14 protein-coding genes and 1 pseudogene are annotated in these 15,151 nt (G+C 64.5%); 9 read left to right on the top strand and 6 right to left on the bottom strand.

Annotation, left to right across the window (positions count from 1 at the left end):
* Positions 1-33: 33 nt before the first annotated feature.
* Complete coding sequence (locus QUE68_RS13975; RefSeq protein ID WP_286275698.1) at positions 34-813, top strand: hypothetical protein; 780 nt, start codon at positions 34-36, stop codon at positions 811-813.
* A gap of 42 nt (positions 814-855) precedes the next feature.
* Positions 856-1,911: a hypothetical protein gene (locus QUE68_RS13970; RefSeq protein ID WP_284236042.1), complete on the top strand. Its 1,056-nt coding sequence runs from the start codon at positions 856-858 to the stop codon at positions 1,909-1,911.
* 239 nt (positions 1,912-2,150) lie between these two features.
* On the opposite strand, the gene QUE68_RS13965 is transcribed toward QUE68_RS13970, so the two are convergent.
* The 5 genes from QUE68_RS13965 to QUE68_RS13945 form a co-directional block, all read right to left on the bottom strand.
* Positions 2,151-3,116, bottom strand: a complete 966-nt coding sequence (locus QUE68_RS13965) for a metallophosphoesterase (RefSeq protein ID WP_284236043.1) — start codon at positions 3,114-3,116, stop codon at positions 2,151-2,153.
* Between the two features lie 317 nt (positions 3,117-3,433).
* Positions 3,434-4,114, bottom strand: coding sequence for a sensor domain-containing protein (locus QUE68_RS13960; RefSeq protein ID WP_284236239.1), 681 nt, complete (start codon positions 4,112-4,114; stop codon positions 3,434-3,436).
* Positions 4,115-4,480: 366 nt separating this feature from the next.
* The gene (locus QUE68_RS13955) at positions 4,481-5,695 is read right to left on the bottom strand and encodes a 6-phosphofructokinase (protein WP_286275697.1); all 1,215 of its coding nucleotides are present in this window, start codon (positions 5,693-5,695) and stop codon (positions 4,481-4,483) included.
* A gap of 50 nt (positions 5,696-5,745) precedes the next feature.
* Positions 5,746-6,399: a 6-phosphofructokinase gene (locus QUE68_RS13950; RefSeq protein WP_284236045.1), complete on the bottom strand. Its 654-nt coding sequence runs from the start codon at positions 6,397-6,399 to the stop codon at positions 5,746-5,748.
* Complete coding sequence (locus QUE68_RS13945) at positions 6,299-6,634, bottom strand: 6-phosphofructokinase (RefSeq protein ID WP_284236240.1); 336 nt, start codon at positions 6,632-6,634, stop codon at positions 6,299-6,301. The genes QUE68_RS13950 and QUE68_RS13945 overlap by 101 nt, the downstream gene beginning before the upstream one ends.
* Before the next feature lie 694 nt (positions 6,635-7,328).
* Here QUE68_RS13945 and QUE68_RS13940 point away from each other — a divergent pair.
* Positions 7,329-9,248 (top strand): glycoside hydrolase family 15 protein, encoded by a 1,920-nt coding sequence (locus QUE68_RS13940; protein ID WP_284236046.1) that lies wholly within the window; start codon positions 7,329-7,331, stop codon positions 9,246-9,248.
* Between the two features lie 1,108 nt (positions 9,249-10,356).
* On the opposite strand, the gene QUE68_RS13935 is transcribed toward QUE68_RS13940, so the two are convergent.
* The gene (locus tag QUE68_RS13935; protein WP_284236047.1) at positions 10,357-10,746 is read right to left on the bottom strand and encodes a DoxX family protein; all 390 of its coding nucleotides are present in this window, start codon (positions 10,744-10,746) and stop codon (positions 10,357-10,359) included.
* 31 nt (positions 10,747-10,777) lie between these two features.
* On the opposite strand from QUE68_RS13935, the gene QUE68_RS13930 reads away from it, so the two are divergent.
* The 6 genes and pseudogenes from QUE68_RS13930 to QUE68_RS13905 all read left to right on the top strand — a co-directional run bounded on the left by QUE68_RS13930 (position 10,778) and on the right by QUE68_RS13905 (position 15,136).
* Complete coding sequence (locus tag QUE68_RS13930) at positions 10,778-11,149, top strand: DoxX family protein (RefSeq protein WP_284236048.1); 372 nt, start codon at positions 10,778-10,780, stop codon at positions 11,147-11,149.
* A gap of 59 nt (positions 11,150-11,208) precedes the next feature.
* Positions 11,209-11,685 (top strand): hypothetical protein, encoded by a 477-nt coding sequence (locus tag QUE68_RS13925; protein WP_284236049.1) that lies wholly within the window; start codon positions 11,209-11,211, stop codon positions 11,683-11,685.
* A 232-nt stretch (positions 11,686-11,917) separates the two neighbouring features.
* A pseudogene (locus QUE68_RS13920) lies at positions 11,918-12,664 on the top strand (alpha/beta fold hydrolase).
* Between the two features lie 90 nt (positions 12,665-12,754).
* Positions 12,755-14,410, top strand: a complete 1,656-nt coding sequence (locus tag QUE68_RS13915; RefSeq protein WP_284226711.1) for a nuclease-related domain-containing DEAD/DEAH box helicase — start codon at positions 12,755-12,757, stop codon at positions 14,408-14,410.
* Positions 14,411-14,498: 88 nt separating this feature from the next.
* On the top strand, positions 14,499-14,744 hold the full coding sequence (locus tag QUE68_RS13910; RefSeq protein ID WP_284226710.1) for a type II toxin-antitoxin system VapB family antitoxin: 246 nt from the start codon (positions 14,499-14,501) through the stop codon (positions 14,742-14,744).
* The gene (locus QUE68_RS13905) at positions 14,741-15,136 is read left to right on the top strand and encodes a type II toxin-antitoxin system VapC family toxin (RefSeq protein WP_284226709.1); all 396 of its coding nucleotides are present in this window, start codon (positions 14,741-14,743) and stop codon (positions 15,134-15,136) included. Before QUE68_RS13910 ends, QUE68_RS13905 begins: the two co-directional genes overlap by 4 nt.
* Positions 15,137-15,151 lie beyond the last annotated feature (15 nt).

Below are 15,151 nucleotides of genomic sequence, written 5' to 3'. Positions count from 1 at the left end.
CCAATGGGGCAATCTGCGAATCACCGTCTGCACGTGGCACAGTCGACCAATTGGAAGGACGCGGTGATCACGCTCTTGGAGCCGCGATCGCCCTATCGACCGTGGCGCTACGGGACCACCGAAGCCCGGGAAGGCGACACCGTCGCGTTCATTCTGGACACGGATCCGCCGTCGGTCCTAGCCGACGTGGCGCGTGTCGAGAGCGCCGATGATCCGCGGGCGGCGGTCTTCAATAGGCCACTCCGCCAGCCCAATGTGGTGGAGCTGACGACTCTCGTCAAGGTGCTGGACCTCGAGCGCGAAGCCACCACGGCGTGGTCGTTCGAAGGCGATGACGCGATCAAGCTCGAGCTGTCGCTGGACGAGTGCCGCTACTGGTGCGCCCCGGAAAGCCGTTTCGGCCACAACACGATGGCGAGCGCACGCACGCTCTTGCGGTTCGACGGCCGGTGCGATGGCTGCGAGCGGAACATCGACCTCACCGGCGCCAGCGCCCACGACGACGTTCACGTTCACACCGTTGACGCGCACAGCAGGGTGGAGCCCGAGCCGACGGATCCGGACGTTCGGGACTGGCCGGCGGTGCTGTGCCGCGACTGCCGAACGCGGATGGACGATGACGGCTATGTGAGGTTCGTCGACTTCAAGTTCGCGCTGAACCCGCCGTGTCCCGCGTGCGGCATGCGTCGCACTAGCCGGACCTTCTATGGCATGCCATCCGACTTCATGAACATCGAGCCATGGTGGCACGCCGGCGGATGTTGCCCGACTCCTGAGAAGTGGTGCTGCGGCGTCTGTTACCACAGCTGGTAGCGGGGGATGGACGTGTCGGTGCCCGTGCGTAGCGTCCGCTGCATGAATGACACACGTAAACTCCGCGCCGCCAAGCAGATGCGGCGAGACATCCGACGCGCACGGAAGCGGCGACCCAGCAAAGGCGACGACGATGTTCTCGTCACGATGGTCCGTAAGGCATTGGCCAAGCATCCGGCGTCCCTGCTCGGTATTGCCAGCTGCTTCGTCGGCTGGGCGACCCCCGAGCCGTTTGCATGGGTGAAGGGAGGTTCCAAGGACTCGATCTCCTTGGAACAGTTCGTGAGTGGTCTCGCGGGTCGGAGACTCCGCGAGACGACCGCCCTGCTCGCGGTGCTCGCCGAACTGCTCGTCGAGGACGACGGCCTGCGGGAGCGGTGCCGCAGCGAGGTGGCGACACGTCACGACCTTCTGCCGAAGTGGTTGACCGGGCTGTCCCGCGTCGAGGTACTCCGCGTGCTGCGAAGGACGGAGCTGCTCGGTGACGGCGATGAACTCCTGACATGTCTTCGCTTAAAGGATGCGACCGAGCTGACGCTCGTTGCCTTCGTCGATCACAACGAGCTCTCGGGCATTACGGAGATCGGCGTGTTGACCGACCCACTGGACAGGGTGCTCGCCCGCGCGCACCAAAAGGTCGACGGCGAGCTGAGATTCGAGGAGATGGAGCTGGCCGACGCTCGGACTGTGCTCGAGTATGGATTGCGGACCGGAGCCTTCCTGCCGCGTTCGGATGAGTGGCGCCTGGCTCGGCCGTTGCTGCGGTGGGTGATCACCCTGCTCCCGGAGGGCGGTCGCCCGTACTTCGGACCGTCGATGGATGAACGCGCGGCGTCGGAGCTACTCGATGGGTTCTTCGCCTCCCCGGCGGGCGCACCCTTTCGGCGACGCCCACTATCGCAGGTTGCTGGCGCAACTGTGCGAAGCGGGATGCGGCGACCCGTCGCGATGGAGCGTCCGACGGATCTCGGACATCCTCCGCGACCCGTTCTACGAAGACGGCCTTCCGCTCGAGATCGCGTTGGATGCGCCCGCTCTGCTGCGCGCGTTCATTCCGTTCGTCCACGCAGACAGTGGGATTCTTCAGGAGTTGACTGACGACGCCATCGCCACGATCGACGAGATGGGGCTGGCATACAAGCGGCAGCTGGTCGCCGAAGCCACCAAGGGGGTGGACGACTACTTCTGACGCCTATCTCGCCGCGGCCTTGATCCCGCTGGCGACCCGCTTCAGCAGCCGCTCACCGACGCTCATGCGCAGTGAGATGCTGCAACGGATCACCCTCCGTAGACCATCTTTCCGGCGTCCAGGCGATGATGTCCTCGATGCCGACCGCTCAGCCCACCACGCCGACGTAGTGATCCTCCCGAATCTCGCTCTCGCCGTCCCATCGGTACGCGACGAGCGCGCTCGTCGTAAATGCGCTGAAGTCCACGCAGGCCGTGCGCGCGGTGAAGTCGAACCCGTGCCGCGGCCGACCCTTGCGCCAGTAGTGGCCGTAGAACACCGGCACGTCTCCGCGATAGGAGAAGGACCGTTCCCGTTCCGCCACCTTCATCTCGGGGAGGACCGGATAGGGCTCACCGTCTGCCGTCATGAAGGTGCTGTCCATGACGGCCAGGTCGCGCAGTGTCGTGGCCTCGTGTCGCCACCACGCCACCCGAGCCTTCCTGCGGACGTGGCCGTCCTTGTCGTGGTACGGCGGCTGTCCGTGGTCTGCGAGGTCGATCTCCGGCCCCTTCAGCAGCACTTCGATTGCCGCCCAAAGCGGGTCGGAATCCGTCGTCGCGCGGACGAACTGGTCGCGCGAGCTAAAGCGGTCCGAACCCAACGCCTCCTCTACGACGCCCATCGAGGGTTCATGCCAGCAAGCATGGATCACCCGAATCCCGCCCAGGTCGAGCCACAGTGGGAACGTCATGAACCAGTCGAGGTACCCGTCGCGGGTGGCGCCGTCCACCTGGTCGAGGAACACTTGGTGCTGGTGGGTGTTCTTCTCGCTGTGGGGGCGAAGGAACTCGCCGGTGTCCGGATGCCTTGTGTCGTAGGCGATCGCGTTGAATTCGTGATTGCCCATGACGATCTGCGCGCTGCCTGCGTCGACCATCCCCTTGACGATCCGCAAGACCTCCAGTTGACCAGGGCCGCGGTCGACCAGGTCGCCGACGAACACTGCCCGGCGCGTCGGGTGCTCGTAGGCGCCCGAGGATTCGATGCGGTAGCCCATGGCGTCGAGCAGCGCCTTCATCTCGGTGGCGCAGCCGTGGACATCGCCGATGACGTCGTAGTGGATTGCTGGCATGGCCGTCTCCTTCTTCAGTGGCCTCGCCTCGCCCTGGGTGTTCGAAGAAACTCTTCGCCAAGGGCGATCATTCGAGGTGATTGGCCACGGGCGGCTGGCGGTCCAGAGATTGGTTGCCCGCTCCCGGTGCCCATCTCTCGACTGAATGTATCGCGGGGCTCCGACATCGCTGGTTCACGGTTGCAGCCATGACGGCGGGAAGCTGACATCCAGTCGCTCGATTCGCTTGCTCCTCTTTGGCACCGAACCACTTGCGGTCGGCAAGAATCCACTTGGCACTCTCCGAGGCGCTACCCAGGATGGCTTTGAGATGGTGCTCACCAACGGGAAGTCACGTCGTCTGCGATCTGTCCGGCGATCTTTGACGCTGAGTCGGCGGGGTCGGCGCTGCACGTGTTGATGTCGACGATGACGTTGTTTCTCAGCGCTAGCGCGCGCCCGCACCCCCAGCCGGGAGCACGCGCGTCCTGTTGAGGCGCGACCGTGCTCAGTGTGGCACTGGCGTTCGAGATGCGCCCCACGGTCCACTGCGACCCGCTCTGCGTGTGGGTGTACGCGCGGCAGGTCGGCCACTGCTGAGCAGAGGCATCGAAGAACGCGCCGGCCATCTCCACGGTGGGAAACAGCACCACGGCCTGCTTGAGATAATGCGTGAAGTCATCGCCGTTGTTGAGGCTCTCATCGCGCTTGGCTCGGTAGCCGCTGTTGGCGTAGACCGCAGCCTCTGCCGCTCCGTCGATGGCGAGGCATTCCAGCGGCGACATCGTGGCGCTGTTGTCCGCGAACGCGGACTGGCTGTCCGTCACGGCCATTCCAGTAGTCCCCATGGCGACATTGACTTCTTCGGGGCTGAGCAACAAGCTGTCCAGTTCCCGCTCGACGAGAGGACGCGGAATCAGTGTCTGGGTGGGTGTCGTCGTCTCGGCGTTGCCGGTACTCACGCACCCAGCGGCTAGAACACAGATTGCTGCTGCGAGTGTGGCCGTCCACCAGCGCATCAACACCTCTCCCTTCGAGACCTCTCCCGTTGAGCCGGGATCAGTCCCTTCAACGCGGCGCGACATTCCCGGTACTGCGGCACTGAAAAAATGGTGCAGCAGTACCGCCGACACCTGCGGAATATCGAACGGTGTTTCGTGATAACGATGAACGGCGCTTCTTGATAACGATTCGTAGCGAAGCACTCCCCAGCTGTGCCCCGGCCGTCGAGCAGCGGTGTCGGGGCACACTGCTGTCACCTGACGCCGAGTTCGCCAACGTCTACGCAGTAGTCGACGGGGACATCGAACTCGACCCCTTTGAAGTTCGCCGCGCCCGCCCATCCCGCCAGCTCCGCACGACGTACCGACAAACGGCTAGCCGGACTATCCCCGCATGATTTCCGCGAGACCGCGGCGGTCCATCCAGCGCTGCTCCAGCGGGCGCTGAGCGCCGTGGTCGATCAGCGTCAGGTAGGAGGTCAGATCGGTGAATTGCAGCCGTCCGGACTGGAATCCGAGCATCGCGCTGGCCCGGCTTCCCGATTCGAGTTGCTCGGAGAGGAACTCGATGCAGCGGGCGGTCAGGCTAGTCGCGTGAATACGATCGAACGGCGAGGGGTCACCACCCTCCTGAATGTGGCCGAGGATCACCTGCCGGGCATCGAAGAGGTCCCCGCCCTCCTTCTCGAACAGCGACGTGATGAATCCGGTGGTGTACACGGGGTCGGCACGTTCGCTGCGGATGATCAGACCCAGCCGCTTCCCGGAGTGGAATCCCTCCGAGAGGATGCGGAGGTCGGCGGTCAGCGAGTCCAGCGTGATGCCCACCTCGGGCAGGTAGACCCGTTCGGCGCCGGAGGCCAACCCGCTGAGTAGGGCCAGGTAGCCGCAGTCCCGACCCATCACCTCGACTACGAAGACCCGTCGGGTGGCCACCGCCGACTGTCTGATCTTGTCGACATCGGCCACAATGCTGTTGAGCGCGGTGTCGCTGCCGATGCTCAGTTCGGTTCCCGGGACGTCGTTGTTGATCGTCATAGGCATGCACACGATCGGGATGTCGAGGGCGCCGTACTGGTGCCGATGCCGGTGCAGTTCGTGGGCGGCCTGGTAGCCGGCCCACCCGCCTGCCATCACCAAGCCGTCGATCCGATGCGCGGCAACCTGTTCGGCGATCTGTGCGATCGCGGCGCCGCTGGGCACATACCGGTTCGTACCGATCTCGGCGCCGCCGTCGGACACCCAGCCGCTGACGTCCATCCAGTCCATCTCCTGGACGTCGCCGTCGCGCAGCCCGCGGAATCCGTTCTGAACTGCCAGCACCGTGTAACCGCGATCCAGGCCAAGTCGCACGAAGGCGCGCACCGCGTTGTTCATCCCCGGCGATGGACCCCCGGCGTGCACGATCGCCAGGCGGAAGCGTCTCCTACCCGCCGGTGTCGGCCGTGCCGCAGCCTGCTGGATGGTCTGCAGGATCTTGTAGGATTGCCCGAAGCTGCCGCCGCGCCACAGCATTGCGCCGTCGAAGTCCTTTGCCTTGATGCGCTCGGCGATGGCCTGAGTTCGCGCGACACAGTCCATCAACGGTGTGCTGACCACCCGGTTTCCCCGCAGCCCGATCAGCTGAGGGGACGTATCGACCTCGTCGGTCAGGAGGCGTTCGACGGCGGCATGGCCAGGAGCGTGGCAAGGTAGCGGTCGAATGCGCTCGGCGCGCCACCGCGTTGGACGTGGCCGAGGATCGTGATCCTGGTGTCCTCGCCGAGTTCCTGCTCCAGCATTGATCTGATGTATTCGGCAGTGATCGGATTTCCGTGAGTGTCCTGGGCGCCCTCGGCGACGAGAACCACGCTCTGCCGACGGCCGATGTCTCGGCCCGCCTTGATGTCCCTGCACATCTGCATCGCCCAGTCCTCGGCAGGCGGTTGCTCCGGGATCAGAAGCCAGTTCGCCGCGGTGGCAAGGGAAGCCATCAGAGCGAGGTAGCCGCATTGCCGTCCCATCACCTCGACGACGAACGTGCGCTGATGGCTGGATGCGGTGCTGCGCAGCGCATCCATCGCCTCGACGATCCGGTGTAGCGCAGTGTCGGCACCGATCGTCATGTCGGTGCCCGACATGTCGTTGTCGATGGAACCGGCCAGACCAACAAGACGCAGAAGGGGGTGTTCTTTGGCGGCATCCGGGGAGATCTCGTCGGCGTCAACCAGTTCGGCGAGCAGGTCGGGCCATTCCCGGCGAAACAGATCGGCACCCATCAGACTTCCGTCGCCACCGATCACCAACGAGTGCGTCGATGCCACGCTCGACCATGTTCCGGGCGGCGGCCCTGCGGCCGTCCCGCGTTCTGAATTCCTCGGATCGGGCGGTACCTATCGCGGTACCGCCTCGATGCAGAATGCCGTCGGCGTCCTCGGGTTCCATCCGCTTGATTAGGTCACCACCTGTGACCAGGCCGTGGTAACCCTCGTGAATCGCGTAGACGTCGACGCCGTGGTGCACAGCGGTGCAGATGACCGCGCGCACCGCCGCGTTCATCCCTGGGGCATCTCCTCCACTGGTCAGCACGCCGATGCTGGCCGGCGCGGCGTGGACCTCAGACACGTCATCGCCCCCAATTGCAGATCGGGATCAAGCAAGAGCTTGCGTTCAATCTATCGGGCCTCATCGTTGTGCAGGGTCATCTTCTGCCGAGGAGTGCAGGCGAGCATCACCGCCAACCGAGCCTAGTCCTGGTTATGACTTGCTGAGCACACGTGATTGCTTGAAGGTCCGCGACATCAGTACGTCGTCTTCGTCGCGTTCAAGTTCGCGATGCATCCGCCGTGCCCGGAGTGCGGCGCGCGTGGCACTCGCGCGGCGTTCTACGGCATGCCTACAGATCACACGAACATCCCACCGTGGTCACAAGCCGGCGGATGCTGTCCCTCACCCGAAAGATGGTGTCGTGGAGTCTGTTACCACGACTGGTGACCTCCTGCACCTGGCCTGCCAGCTGATCGACGAATCGCCTGACTACCAACGGTTTTGCACAACCCGGTGTCACACCCCGTGGAGTCCGTAACGCAACTTGAGCATCGGATTCACGGTGCGAAGCATGGCTTGCGGTGGGTGCCCACGGGATCAATCACCCGATTCCGCCTAAAACGCAGCGAAGGGCCGATTCCGCTGATTTGCTGCTCGAACTAGCGCACCATTTACGCGTCGGCGAGTTTACAAGGGAGTGGATCGCGTGGTCGAATCCTTAGGGGCTGATGTCCCAGTCGAATACAGCCATTTCCCGCCGATCGAGGACTACGCGTTTCTGTCGGACTGCAACACGACGGCCCTTGTCGCACCGGACGGCGGAGTGGAATGGTTGTGCCTGCCGAGGATGGATTCCCCGAGCGTCTTCGGTTCGCTATTGGATCGTGATGCCGGTGGGTTTCGTGTTGCCCCGTCGGGCGTCTCGGTTCCCGCTGCTCGCCGATACATCCCCGGAACTCTGGTGACAGAAACGAGTTGGTGGACGGCCGGAGGTTGGCTCGTCGTTACCGACGTCCTGGTGATGGGACCCTGGCATCACCAGACTAGGCGATCGCCGACTCATCATCGCGCTCCGACCGACTACGAAGCGTCCCATGTGCTTCTCCGTGTGATCCGCTGCGTGAACGGCAAGGTCCAGGTGAACATGGAATGCAAACCAGTGTTCGACTACGGCCGAACCCCGGTCGAGTGGGCGTACGCCGACGGTGGATATCACGAGGCCGTTGCCCAGGCCGAGGGAAACGATCTCGAACTGCGGTTGACGACCGACCTCAACGTCGGGTTCGAGGGTCCGTCCGCCACCGCCCGGACGCTGCTCAAAGAGGGTGACCGCCGCTTTGTCGCACTGTCCTGGAGCGACCACGCGCCGCCCCGAACCCTCGCCGAGGCCTCCGAAGCCTTGCGATGGACCTGTCATCACTGGCAGCACTGGCTGGATCGCGGCAGGTTTCCCGACCATCGGTGGCGCGGGCACCTACAGCGCAGTGCACTGACGCTCAAGGGCCTTTCGTTTGCGCCGACGGGCGCCATCGTGGCCGCTGCGACCACGTCGTTGCCCGAAACCCCTGGCGGTGAACGCAACTGGGACTACCGCTATACCTGGATCCGCGACACAGTCGCCACCCTGTGGGCGTTCAACACGCTGCGACTGGACTGGGAGGCCAATGACTTCTTCAACTTCGTCGCCGATATCGCCGATTCTGAAGGCGGTCATCTGCAGCTGATGTACGGCGTCGGCGGGGAGCGGGTTCTCACCGAAACGACGCTGGATCACCTGTCCGGGTACGAGGACGCTCGCCCCGTCCGGGTCGGCAACGGCGCCTACAGTCAGCGCCAGCACGACGTGTGGGGTGCGATTGTCAGGGCGATTGACCTGCACACCGGGGCCCACCGCGTCGAGGATCGCCTGTGGCAGATCGTGCAGACTCAGGTCGAGTCCGCTCTGGAGCATTGGCGGGAGCCGGACCAAGGCATTTGGGAGGTTCGCTCGGGTGCTCAGCACTTTACGTCGTCGAAGGTTGCCTGCTGGATGGCCGCCGACGCCGGCGCGCGGATGGCTGATCGACGCGGTGAAGACGCTCTGGCCGCGCAGTGGCGGACCGCTGCCGAAGAGATCCGCGACGACGTGCTCTGCAACGCCGTCGACGAGCGCGGAGTATTTACCCAGCACTACTCCACGAAGGCCCTCGATGCGTCAGTGCTGCTCATCCCGCTATTGGGTTTTCTACCCGGCAGCGACGAGCGAGTGCGTAACACCGTGCACGCGATCATCGACGAGTTGACCGAAGACGAGATGGTGCTGCGCTACCGAGTCGAGGACACCGAGGATGGACTGGCCGGCGAGGAGGGCACTTTCACAATCTGCTCGTTCTGGCTGGTATCGGCACTGGTAGCGATCGGCGAGTTGCCAAGAGCCCGAGCGCTATGCGGGAAGCTCCTGGGCTCCGCGAGCCAACTGCAGCTCTACGCCGAGGAGATCGACCCCCGCAGTGGGCGCCATCTGGGTAACTTCCCGCAGGCGTTCACTCACCTGTCGCTGATCAACGCGGTGGCTGCCGTCATCGAGGGTGAACGGCAGCTCACCGAAACAGCCGGACGGCTTCGACCCAAATCAATGGACACATAACGGGAGATCCCCATCTCCGGCTGCTACTAGCCGGATGGAAGTTGGCGAGGGCCTTCGGGTTCGGGGAGTCCGCGCTCGCGGCTCGCTGCGGCCCGAGTGGTACCTCCAGTACGCGGCTCGACATGGCACCCGTGCGATCGTCGGCGTGCATACCGACGAGGTCGTCGCGCCATACCCGCCGTCGAGATAGAGATCGGCGATGCACCAATTCGCCGTGGTGCGGCTCTCCCTTGCGATGGTACCGATGCAGGGCTGACCGTCGGGGGAGTCAATGAGGCCCTAATGGGAGCCGATCAGCGAGCCTTCGACCGGTAGTGGTCCGATCGGTGGACGCTGATCACCGAGCCGCTGGTCGGTGAGCACTCCGAAGCCCCGAGGCACACTTTAATCTGGCCACCAGGAGATATTTCCACTTGGCCATTGACATGCCGGCTCCTGAACAAGCAAACAACAGACGTACTGCCAGCGAAACGTTCGTCCCCGTGAGTCCGTGACGCCGAAGTCCTGCGCGTGTGTGAACTTCGCCTCGACCTGTGACCAGGCGATTGTCAGGGATCACCGGCGCGAGTTCCGCTCCAGGCCTATTGCCAAGGTGCCATCTCGCACCGCAGGAAGCGGGTGGCGGGAATGTTGGACTCGTTGGCGACTCCGGGCACGGAACGATCAGGTCGCCCAAGGGCGCAACGCAGAACTGACCGCGGCGTTGTGGTCATCTGATACTGCCAAGCCTCAGCCGAAAAGCGGCCCAACTAAGCCGAAGACGAGGAAGGGCTTCGTCCCCACTGGACCAATGCTCGCTGACCTTGAAACCGATAGTCCGTGTGTCATCGGCCCAGTGCGTGATCTCGTTTGGCGTTGTCGTGCCACGCGCGCGAGAAGTCCCGCAGATCGCCCGCACCCGGGCCGGAATGCAGCTCAGAAGCGAACACATCGCCTCCGACCGAGGGCAGCGATGGCAATTCGGGAATCGACGCGATGGGTGACTGACGCGGCGCCGGTGGCAGAGTCGGCATGTTCATCGGGCCCGACGACGGCGCGAGCGGTGGCGAATTGGTGTTACCGACGCGATGGATCGAAGCGGCGCCGGCCCGTTCGGCAACGGACGTCGCTACCACACCGGGATTCCCGCACCGAGCGCATAGACCACGATGTACAGATTGATCAGCAGCATGACGGTAGCGGGCAGAGCATCCGTCAAGGAATCTCCGCAGCGAAGGCGGACAACGACTCCCACGCCCATCATCAGGGTCAGGCCACCCGCGGCGGCGACGGTGAACTGCGGCACGAAATAGCCGAGGATGAGACCCAGCGAACCGATCAACTCGAGAACCCCGGTGAGCTTCCGAAACCGGGCCAGCCCGAAGCGTTCGAAGTCCTCCACCATGGCGCTGGAGACGAGCACGGCCAAGCCGTAATACATAAACAACACAATCGATATGACTTTGCACGCCTGGTACAGCACGTTCATGGTGTAGTGATTCGGATCAACGATCGACACGGGGAAAGCGATACGTCAGCGAAGGCACCAAATGTCATCTTCAGCAGTTTCCACCATTCTCCAGATCATCGTTGCACTGGGGCTACTCAACGTCTGGCTGGTACGGGCTCGGGCATCGACCGCATACCGGGGCGGTTCGGCGCAGTCACTCAAGGAAGAATTCGCAACCTACGGGCTTCCCGAGTGGTCCTTCTACGTCGTTGGCGCCCTCAAGATCGTGTCGGCGGTGCTGCTGATCGTAGGCATCTGGGTGCCGGCGCTCATCCGGCCGCCGGCACTGATCGTTGCCGTATTGATGGTCGGGGCACTGGCCATGCACGCGAAGGCCAAGGACTCAGCGACGAAGTTTCTGCCTGCGCTCCTGATCTTGTTGATGTGCGTCGCCATTCTCCTGCTGCAATAGAGCCGCCTCGACTTCGTGACTCACCGCCATCAGCCGCCCCGCTCCAGTAAGGTCCGGCTATGGCAGTTTGGGATTGGCTCATACCCAAGTCGTCGCAGCCGGGCGCCCAGGGCGACTACCGGGTGGTGGACGTGCCGGGAAGCCGGACACGCACCGTCGCCGGAACTTCCTCCTTCGAGGAAACGGTAGACGCTCTGCCGCTCGGTCCCGTGGAAGTGACGTTGCGGTTGCAGACGAACGGCTCGAACCCTCGCGCGCTGGCCGCCTACGTCCTCGACCAGCAGGTGGGCTGGCTGGCAACCCAACAGAGCGTCATCGAGTCTCGTCTCGCCACCGGTTTTCTCTTTCGCGATCCATGGGTGGCTTGGATGACCAAACTGGACGCGGCGGCGGTCCAGCCGAGGTTTCAGGGATTGCTACGCATCGCGGGGGACCCCGGCCGACGGGTCATCAACATCGACGTACCGGGACCCAACGAACCCCGCCTGTCGACGATCGCCAACCAGGTCATCAACGCAAAAGCGGACGGCGGATAAGCCGGACATCTCAGGAGGATGCCCCGCTCGACGCTGGCCACGGATTAGCGGTGCAGGTATCGCGGAAGCCCTTGGGAGCGAGCCGCTTTCATGTACGCGAGCGCGTCCAGCATCGCGGCTACGTAGTCGAAATCCGCGTTGACTTACCGGCAGGTTTCGTCAGTGCTGAGCGGATACGGGCCAATGTGCGCCTCGACCGCTACGTTGCGCCCGCGGGTGCCATGATGAGCCCATGACAGTGGTATTCGTCCATGGCAATCCCGAGACCGCAGCGATCTGGGGACCATTGGTCGCCGCGCTCGGACGCGACGACGTGGTGCTGCTCTCGCCACCAGGCTTCGGAGCGCCCCTGCCCGACGGGTTTGGCGCGACGTATCTGGAGTATCGCGATTGGCTCGAGGCCGAGTTGGAGAAGATCGACGGACCGATCGACCTGGTCGGTCATGACTGGGGCGGAGGCCACGTCATCAACGTGGTGATGCACCGGCCGGAGCTCGTGCGCAGCTGGGTCAGCGACGTCGTCGGCCTGTACGACCCCGACTACGTCTGGCACGACATGGCGCAGGTGTGGCAGACCCCTGGAGACGGTGAGGAATCCCTCGAGGCGATGATGGGCGGCGACATCAGCGCACGCACCGAACTGATGTCCTCCTTCGGCATCCCGCCGGAGATCGGAGCGGCCATCGCCGAACATCAGAACGACGACATGAAGACCGCGATCCTGGCGCTGTACCGCTCAGCGGCGCAGCCGGCGATGGCGGAGGCGGGCCGCGCGCTGGAGTCCGCCGCAGCCCGACCCGGCCTGTCTCTGCTCGCGACGAACGACCCCTTCATCGGAGCGAACGACCACCGTCGACGGGCAGCCGACCGCGCCGGCGCCCGCACCGAAGTGCTCGAGGGTCTGGGCCACTAGTGGATGGTCGAGGGCCCCGACCGCGGCGCAGCGGCGTTGACGGCGTTCTGGGACACCCTCGCGTAGAGGACCTGCGGTCGTCATCGACGGTTCCGTCGGTCCTTCGCGCTAGCCTCCCCAGGGGAGATTCGCCAAGGGGAGGATGGACGCGCAGCGATGAGCATCACCGTGACGGAGACGCCGCGCCTCAACAGCTCCGAGCGCAGCACCTGGCAGGCGCTCGTCGAGCAACTCGAGCCCAACGATCTGCTGGTCCCCGGTCAACGGGTGACGGACCACCTCAAAGACCATGAGGTCGACTTCGTGGTGGGCATCGAGGGCGCCGGCATCGTCTGTCTCGAGGTCAAGGGCGGTGAGGTCTGGCACGACGGCGATGGCTGGTGGCAGAAGCGCGGCGGCCGTGACAACCGCATCCATCCCGTCCGGCAGGCTCGGGAAGCCTGCTACGCGCTGCGCGACTTCATCGAGAAGGACCCGCGCTGGACGCAGGACCGGCTGCGCTGGGACCACGTCGTCGTGCTGCCCCACACCGAGCTGCCCGCCGACTTCGACCTTCCCGACTGCCCACGGTGGAAGATCATCGACCGCACCGAGTTGCCGAACCTGGTTTCCCGGCTGCGGGAGATACTCGTTCGCCAGGAGCTCGAGCGACCGCTGCTCACTCGCGACGGAATCGACCAGCTCACAACGGCTTTGAGCGGCCGGGGACTGCCTCAACGCGACGTCGTCGCACGCGCATTGGCCAACGAAGACTCCGCAGACGCGCTCACCGAGCACCAGGCCGTCATCCTCGACGCCATCCGACTGCTCAACCGCGTCGAGGTCCGAGGCGGTGCCGGCAGCGGGAAGACCTTCCTCGCCATGGAGCAGGCCCGACGCCTCGCGCAGCGTGGCCAACGCGTCGCACTGGTCTGCTACTCCCACGGCCTGGCGTCCTACCTCGAACGCATCGCCGCCACCTGGCCGCGCCGCCAACAGCCCGCCTACGTCGGCGAGTTCCACGACCTGGGCAAGCAGTGGGGCGCACCGGCCGGGCCCGACGAGGCGGTGCGTAACGAGGACACCGTCAAGTTCTGGGAGCATGACCTCCCGCTGCAAATGGCCGACCTCGCAACAGGACTCGAGCCCGGTCACCGCTTCGACTCAATCGTCGTCGACGAGTCGCAGGACTTCGCCGACGCCTGGTGGGATCCACTGCTCGCCGCGCTGAAGGACCCCGTCGAGGGTGGTATCTACGTCTTCAGCGACGAGGGACAGCGAGTGTTCAACCGCCACGGCGCACCGCCGGTGCCATTGGTCCCGCTGATCCTCGACCACAACCTGCGCAACACCCGCCAGATCGCCAATGCCTTCCAACCACTGGTCGACCACCCGATGCGCTTCCTCGGCGGGGAGGGCCCGGCCGTCACCTTTATCCCGTGCACGCGGGAGGAGGCCCTCGACGTCGCCGACGACCAGGTCGAGGCCCTGCTCGGCGCGGGCTGGCGCGAGGAGGACGTCGCTCTGCTCACCACTGGCAGTCGACATCCCGAGCAAACGGAACGGCAGCGCGACGGTCACAAGGCCTACTGGGATACGTTCTGGGATGCCGAACAGGTCTTCTACGGACACGTGCTCGGGTTCAAGGGCCTCGAGCGCCGCGCGGTGGTCCTCGTCGTCAACGACACGGGCAAGTTCGAGCGTTCGCGGGAGCGCCTCTACGTCGGATTGTCCCGCGCGCGAGACCAACTCGTTGTGTGCGGTGACCCGGACTTCATCCGTGACGTCGGCGGGTCCGATTTGGCGCGGCGGTTGAGCATCAGCTCTCCGTAGGAGTGGGGTGAGATCAAGTTGCGCAACCTACGGGGCCGACCAGCGCGCCCTGTGTCGCGGTACCATCGGAACGGTAGAAAGGTACCCCATGGCGTTGAACATAAAGGATCCGTCGGTCCACGAAGCGGTCAAGCAGCTCGCCGCGCTGACGGGCGAGTCGCAGTCCCAGGCGGTGGCGATGGCCGTCAACGAACGCCTGGCACGACTGCAGCAGGACGACCTCGCCGTCCGTCTCCTCGGCATTGGCCATAAGACAGCGCAGCGAATGAATTCAGCGACTGAGATGCTCGACCATGCCGAGCTGCTGTACGACGACGAAGGCCTACCAGCTTGATCGTGGATTCGTCGGCGATCATCGCGATCCTGAGAGACGAGGACGACGCAGCGGTGTACGCCCGAGCGATCACGACTGCCGACGTACGACGACTATCCGTGGCCAGCTACGTCGAATGTGGTTGTGTGGTCGACTCGCAAAGAGATCCCGTCGTCAGCAGGGGATTGGATGAATTAATCGAGACGGCGGAGATCTCGATGGAACCGGTGACTGAACGCCAGGCACGCCTGGCGCGTCAGGCGTACCGCGACTTCGGAAAGGGCAGCGGCCACCCCGCCGGACTGAACTTCGGCGACTGCCTGTCATACGCCCTGGCCATCGACATGCGCGAACCGCTGCTGTGGAAGGGCAACGACTTTGGCCACACCGGGATCGAATCCGCGATTAGCTGAAGTGTTGAGACGATT

Source organism: Mycolicibacterium sp. TUM20985 (genome assembly GCF_030295745.1).
Classification (GTDB): Bacteria; Actinomycetota; Actinomycetes; order Mycobacteriales; family Mycobacteriaceae; genus Mycobacterium.
The sequence above is the reverse complement of the archived record's forward strand: the minus strand, read 5'-3'. Positions and strand labels throughout refer to the sequence as shown.

Bases quoted from the DNA above. Each gene is read 5' to 3' on its own strand.
- QUE68_RS13970 (WP_284236042.1), top strand. From the start codon at position 856: ATGAATGACACACGTAAACTCCGCGCCGCCAAGCAGATGCGGCGAGAC.
- QUE68_RS13965 (WP_284236043.1), bottom strand. From the start codon at position 3,116: ATGCCAGCAATCCACTACGACGTCATCGGCGATGTCCACGGCTGCGCC.
- QUE68_RS13960 (WP_284236239.1), bottom strand. From the start codon at position 4,114: ATGCGCTGGTGGACGGCCACACTCGCAGCAGCAATCTGTGTTCTAGCC.
- QUE68_RS13945 (WP_284236240.1), bottom strand. From the start codon at position 6,634: ATGAACGCGGCGGTGCGCGCGGTCATCTGCACCGCTGTGCACCACGGC.
- QUE68_RS13930 (WP_284236048.1), top strand. From the start codon at position 10,778: ATGTCATCTTCAGCAGTTTCCACCATTCTCCAGATCATCGTTGCACTG.
- QUE68_RS13925 (WP_284236049.1), top strand. From the start codon at position 11,209: ATGGCAGTTTGGGATTGGCTCATACCCAAGTCGTCGCAGCCGGGCGCC.
- QUE68_RS13915 (WP_284226711.1), top strand. From the start codon at position 12,755: ATGAGCATCACCGTGACGGAGACGCCGCGCCTCAACAGCTCCGAGCGC.
- QUE68_RS13910 (WP_284226710.1), top strand. From the start codon at position 14,499: ATGGCGTTGAACATAAAGGATCCGTCGGTCCACGAAGCGGTCAAGCAG.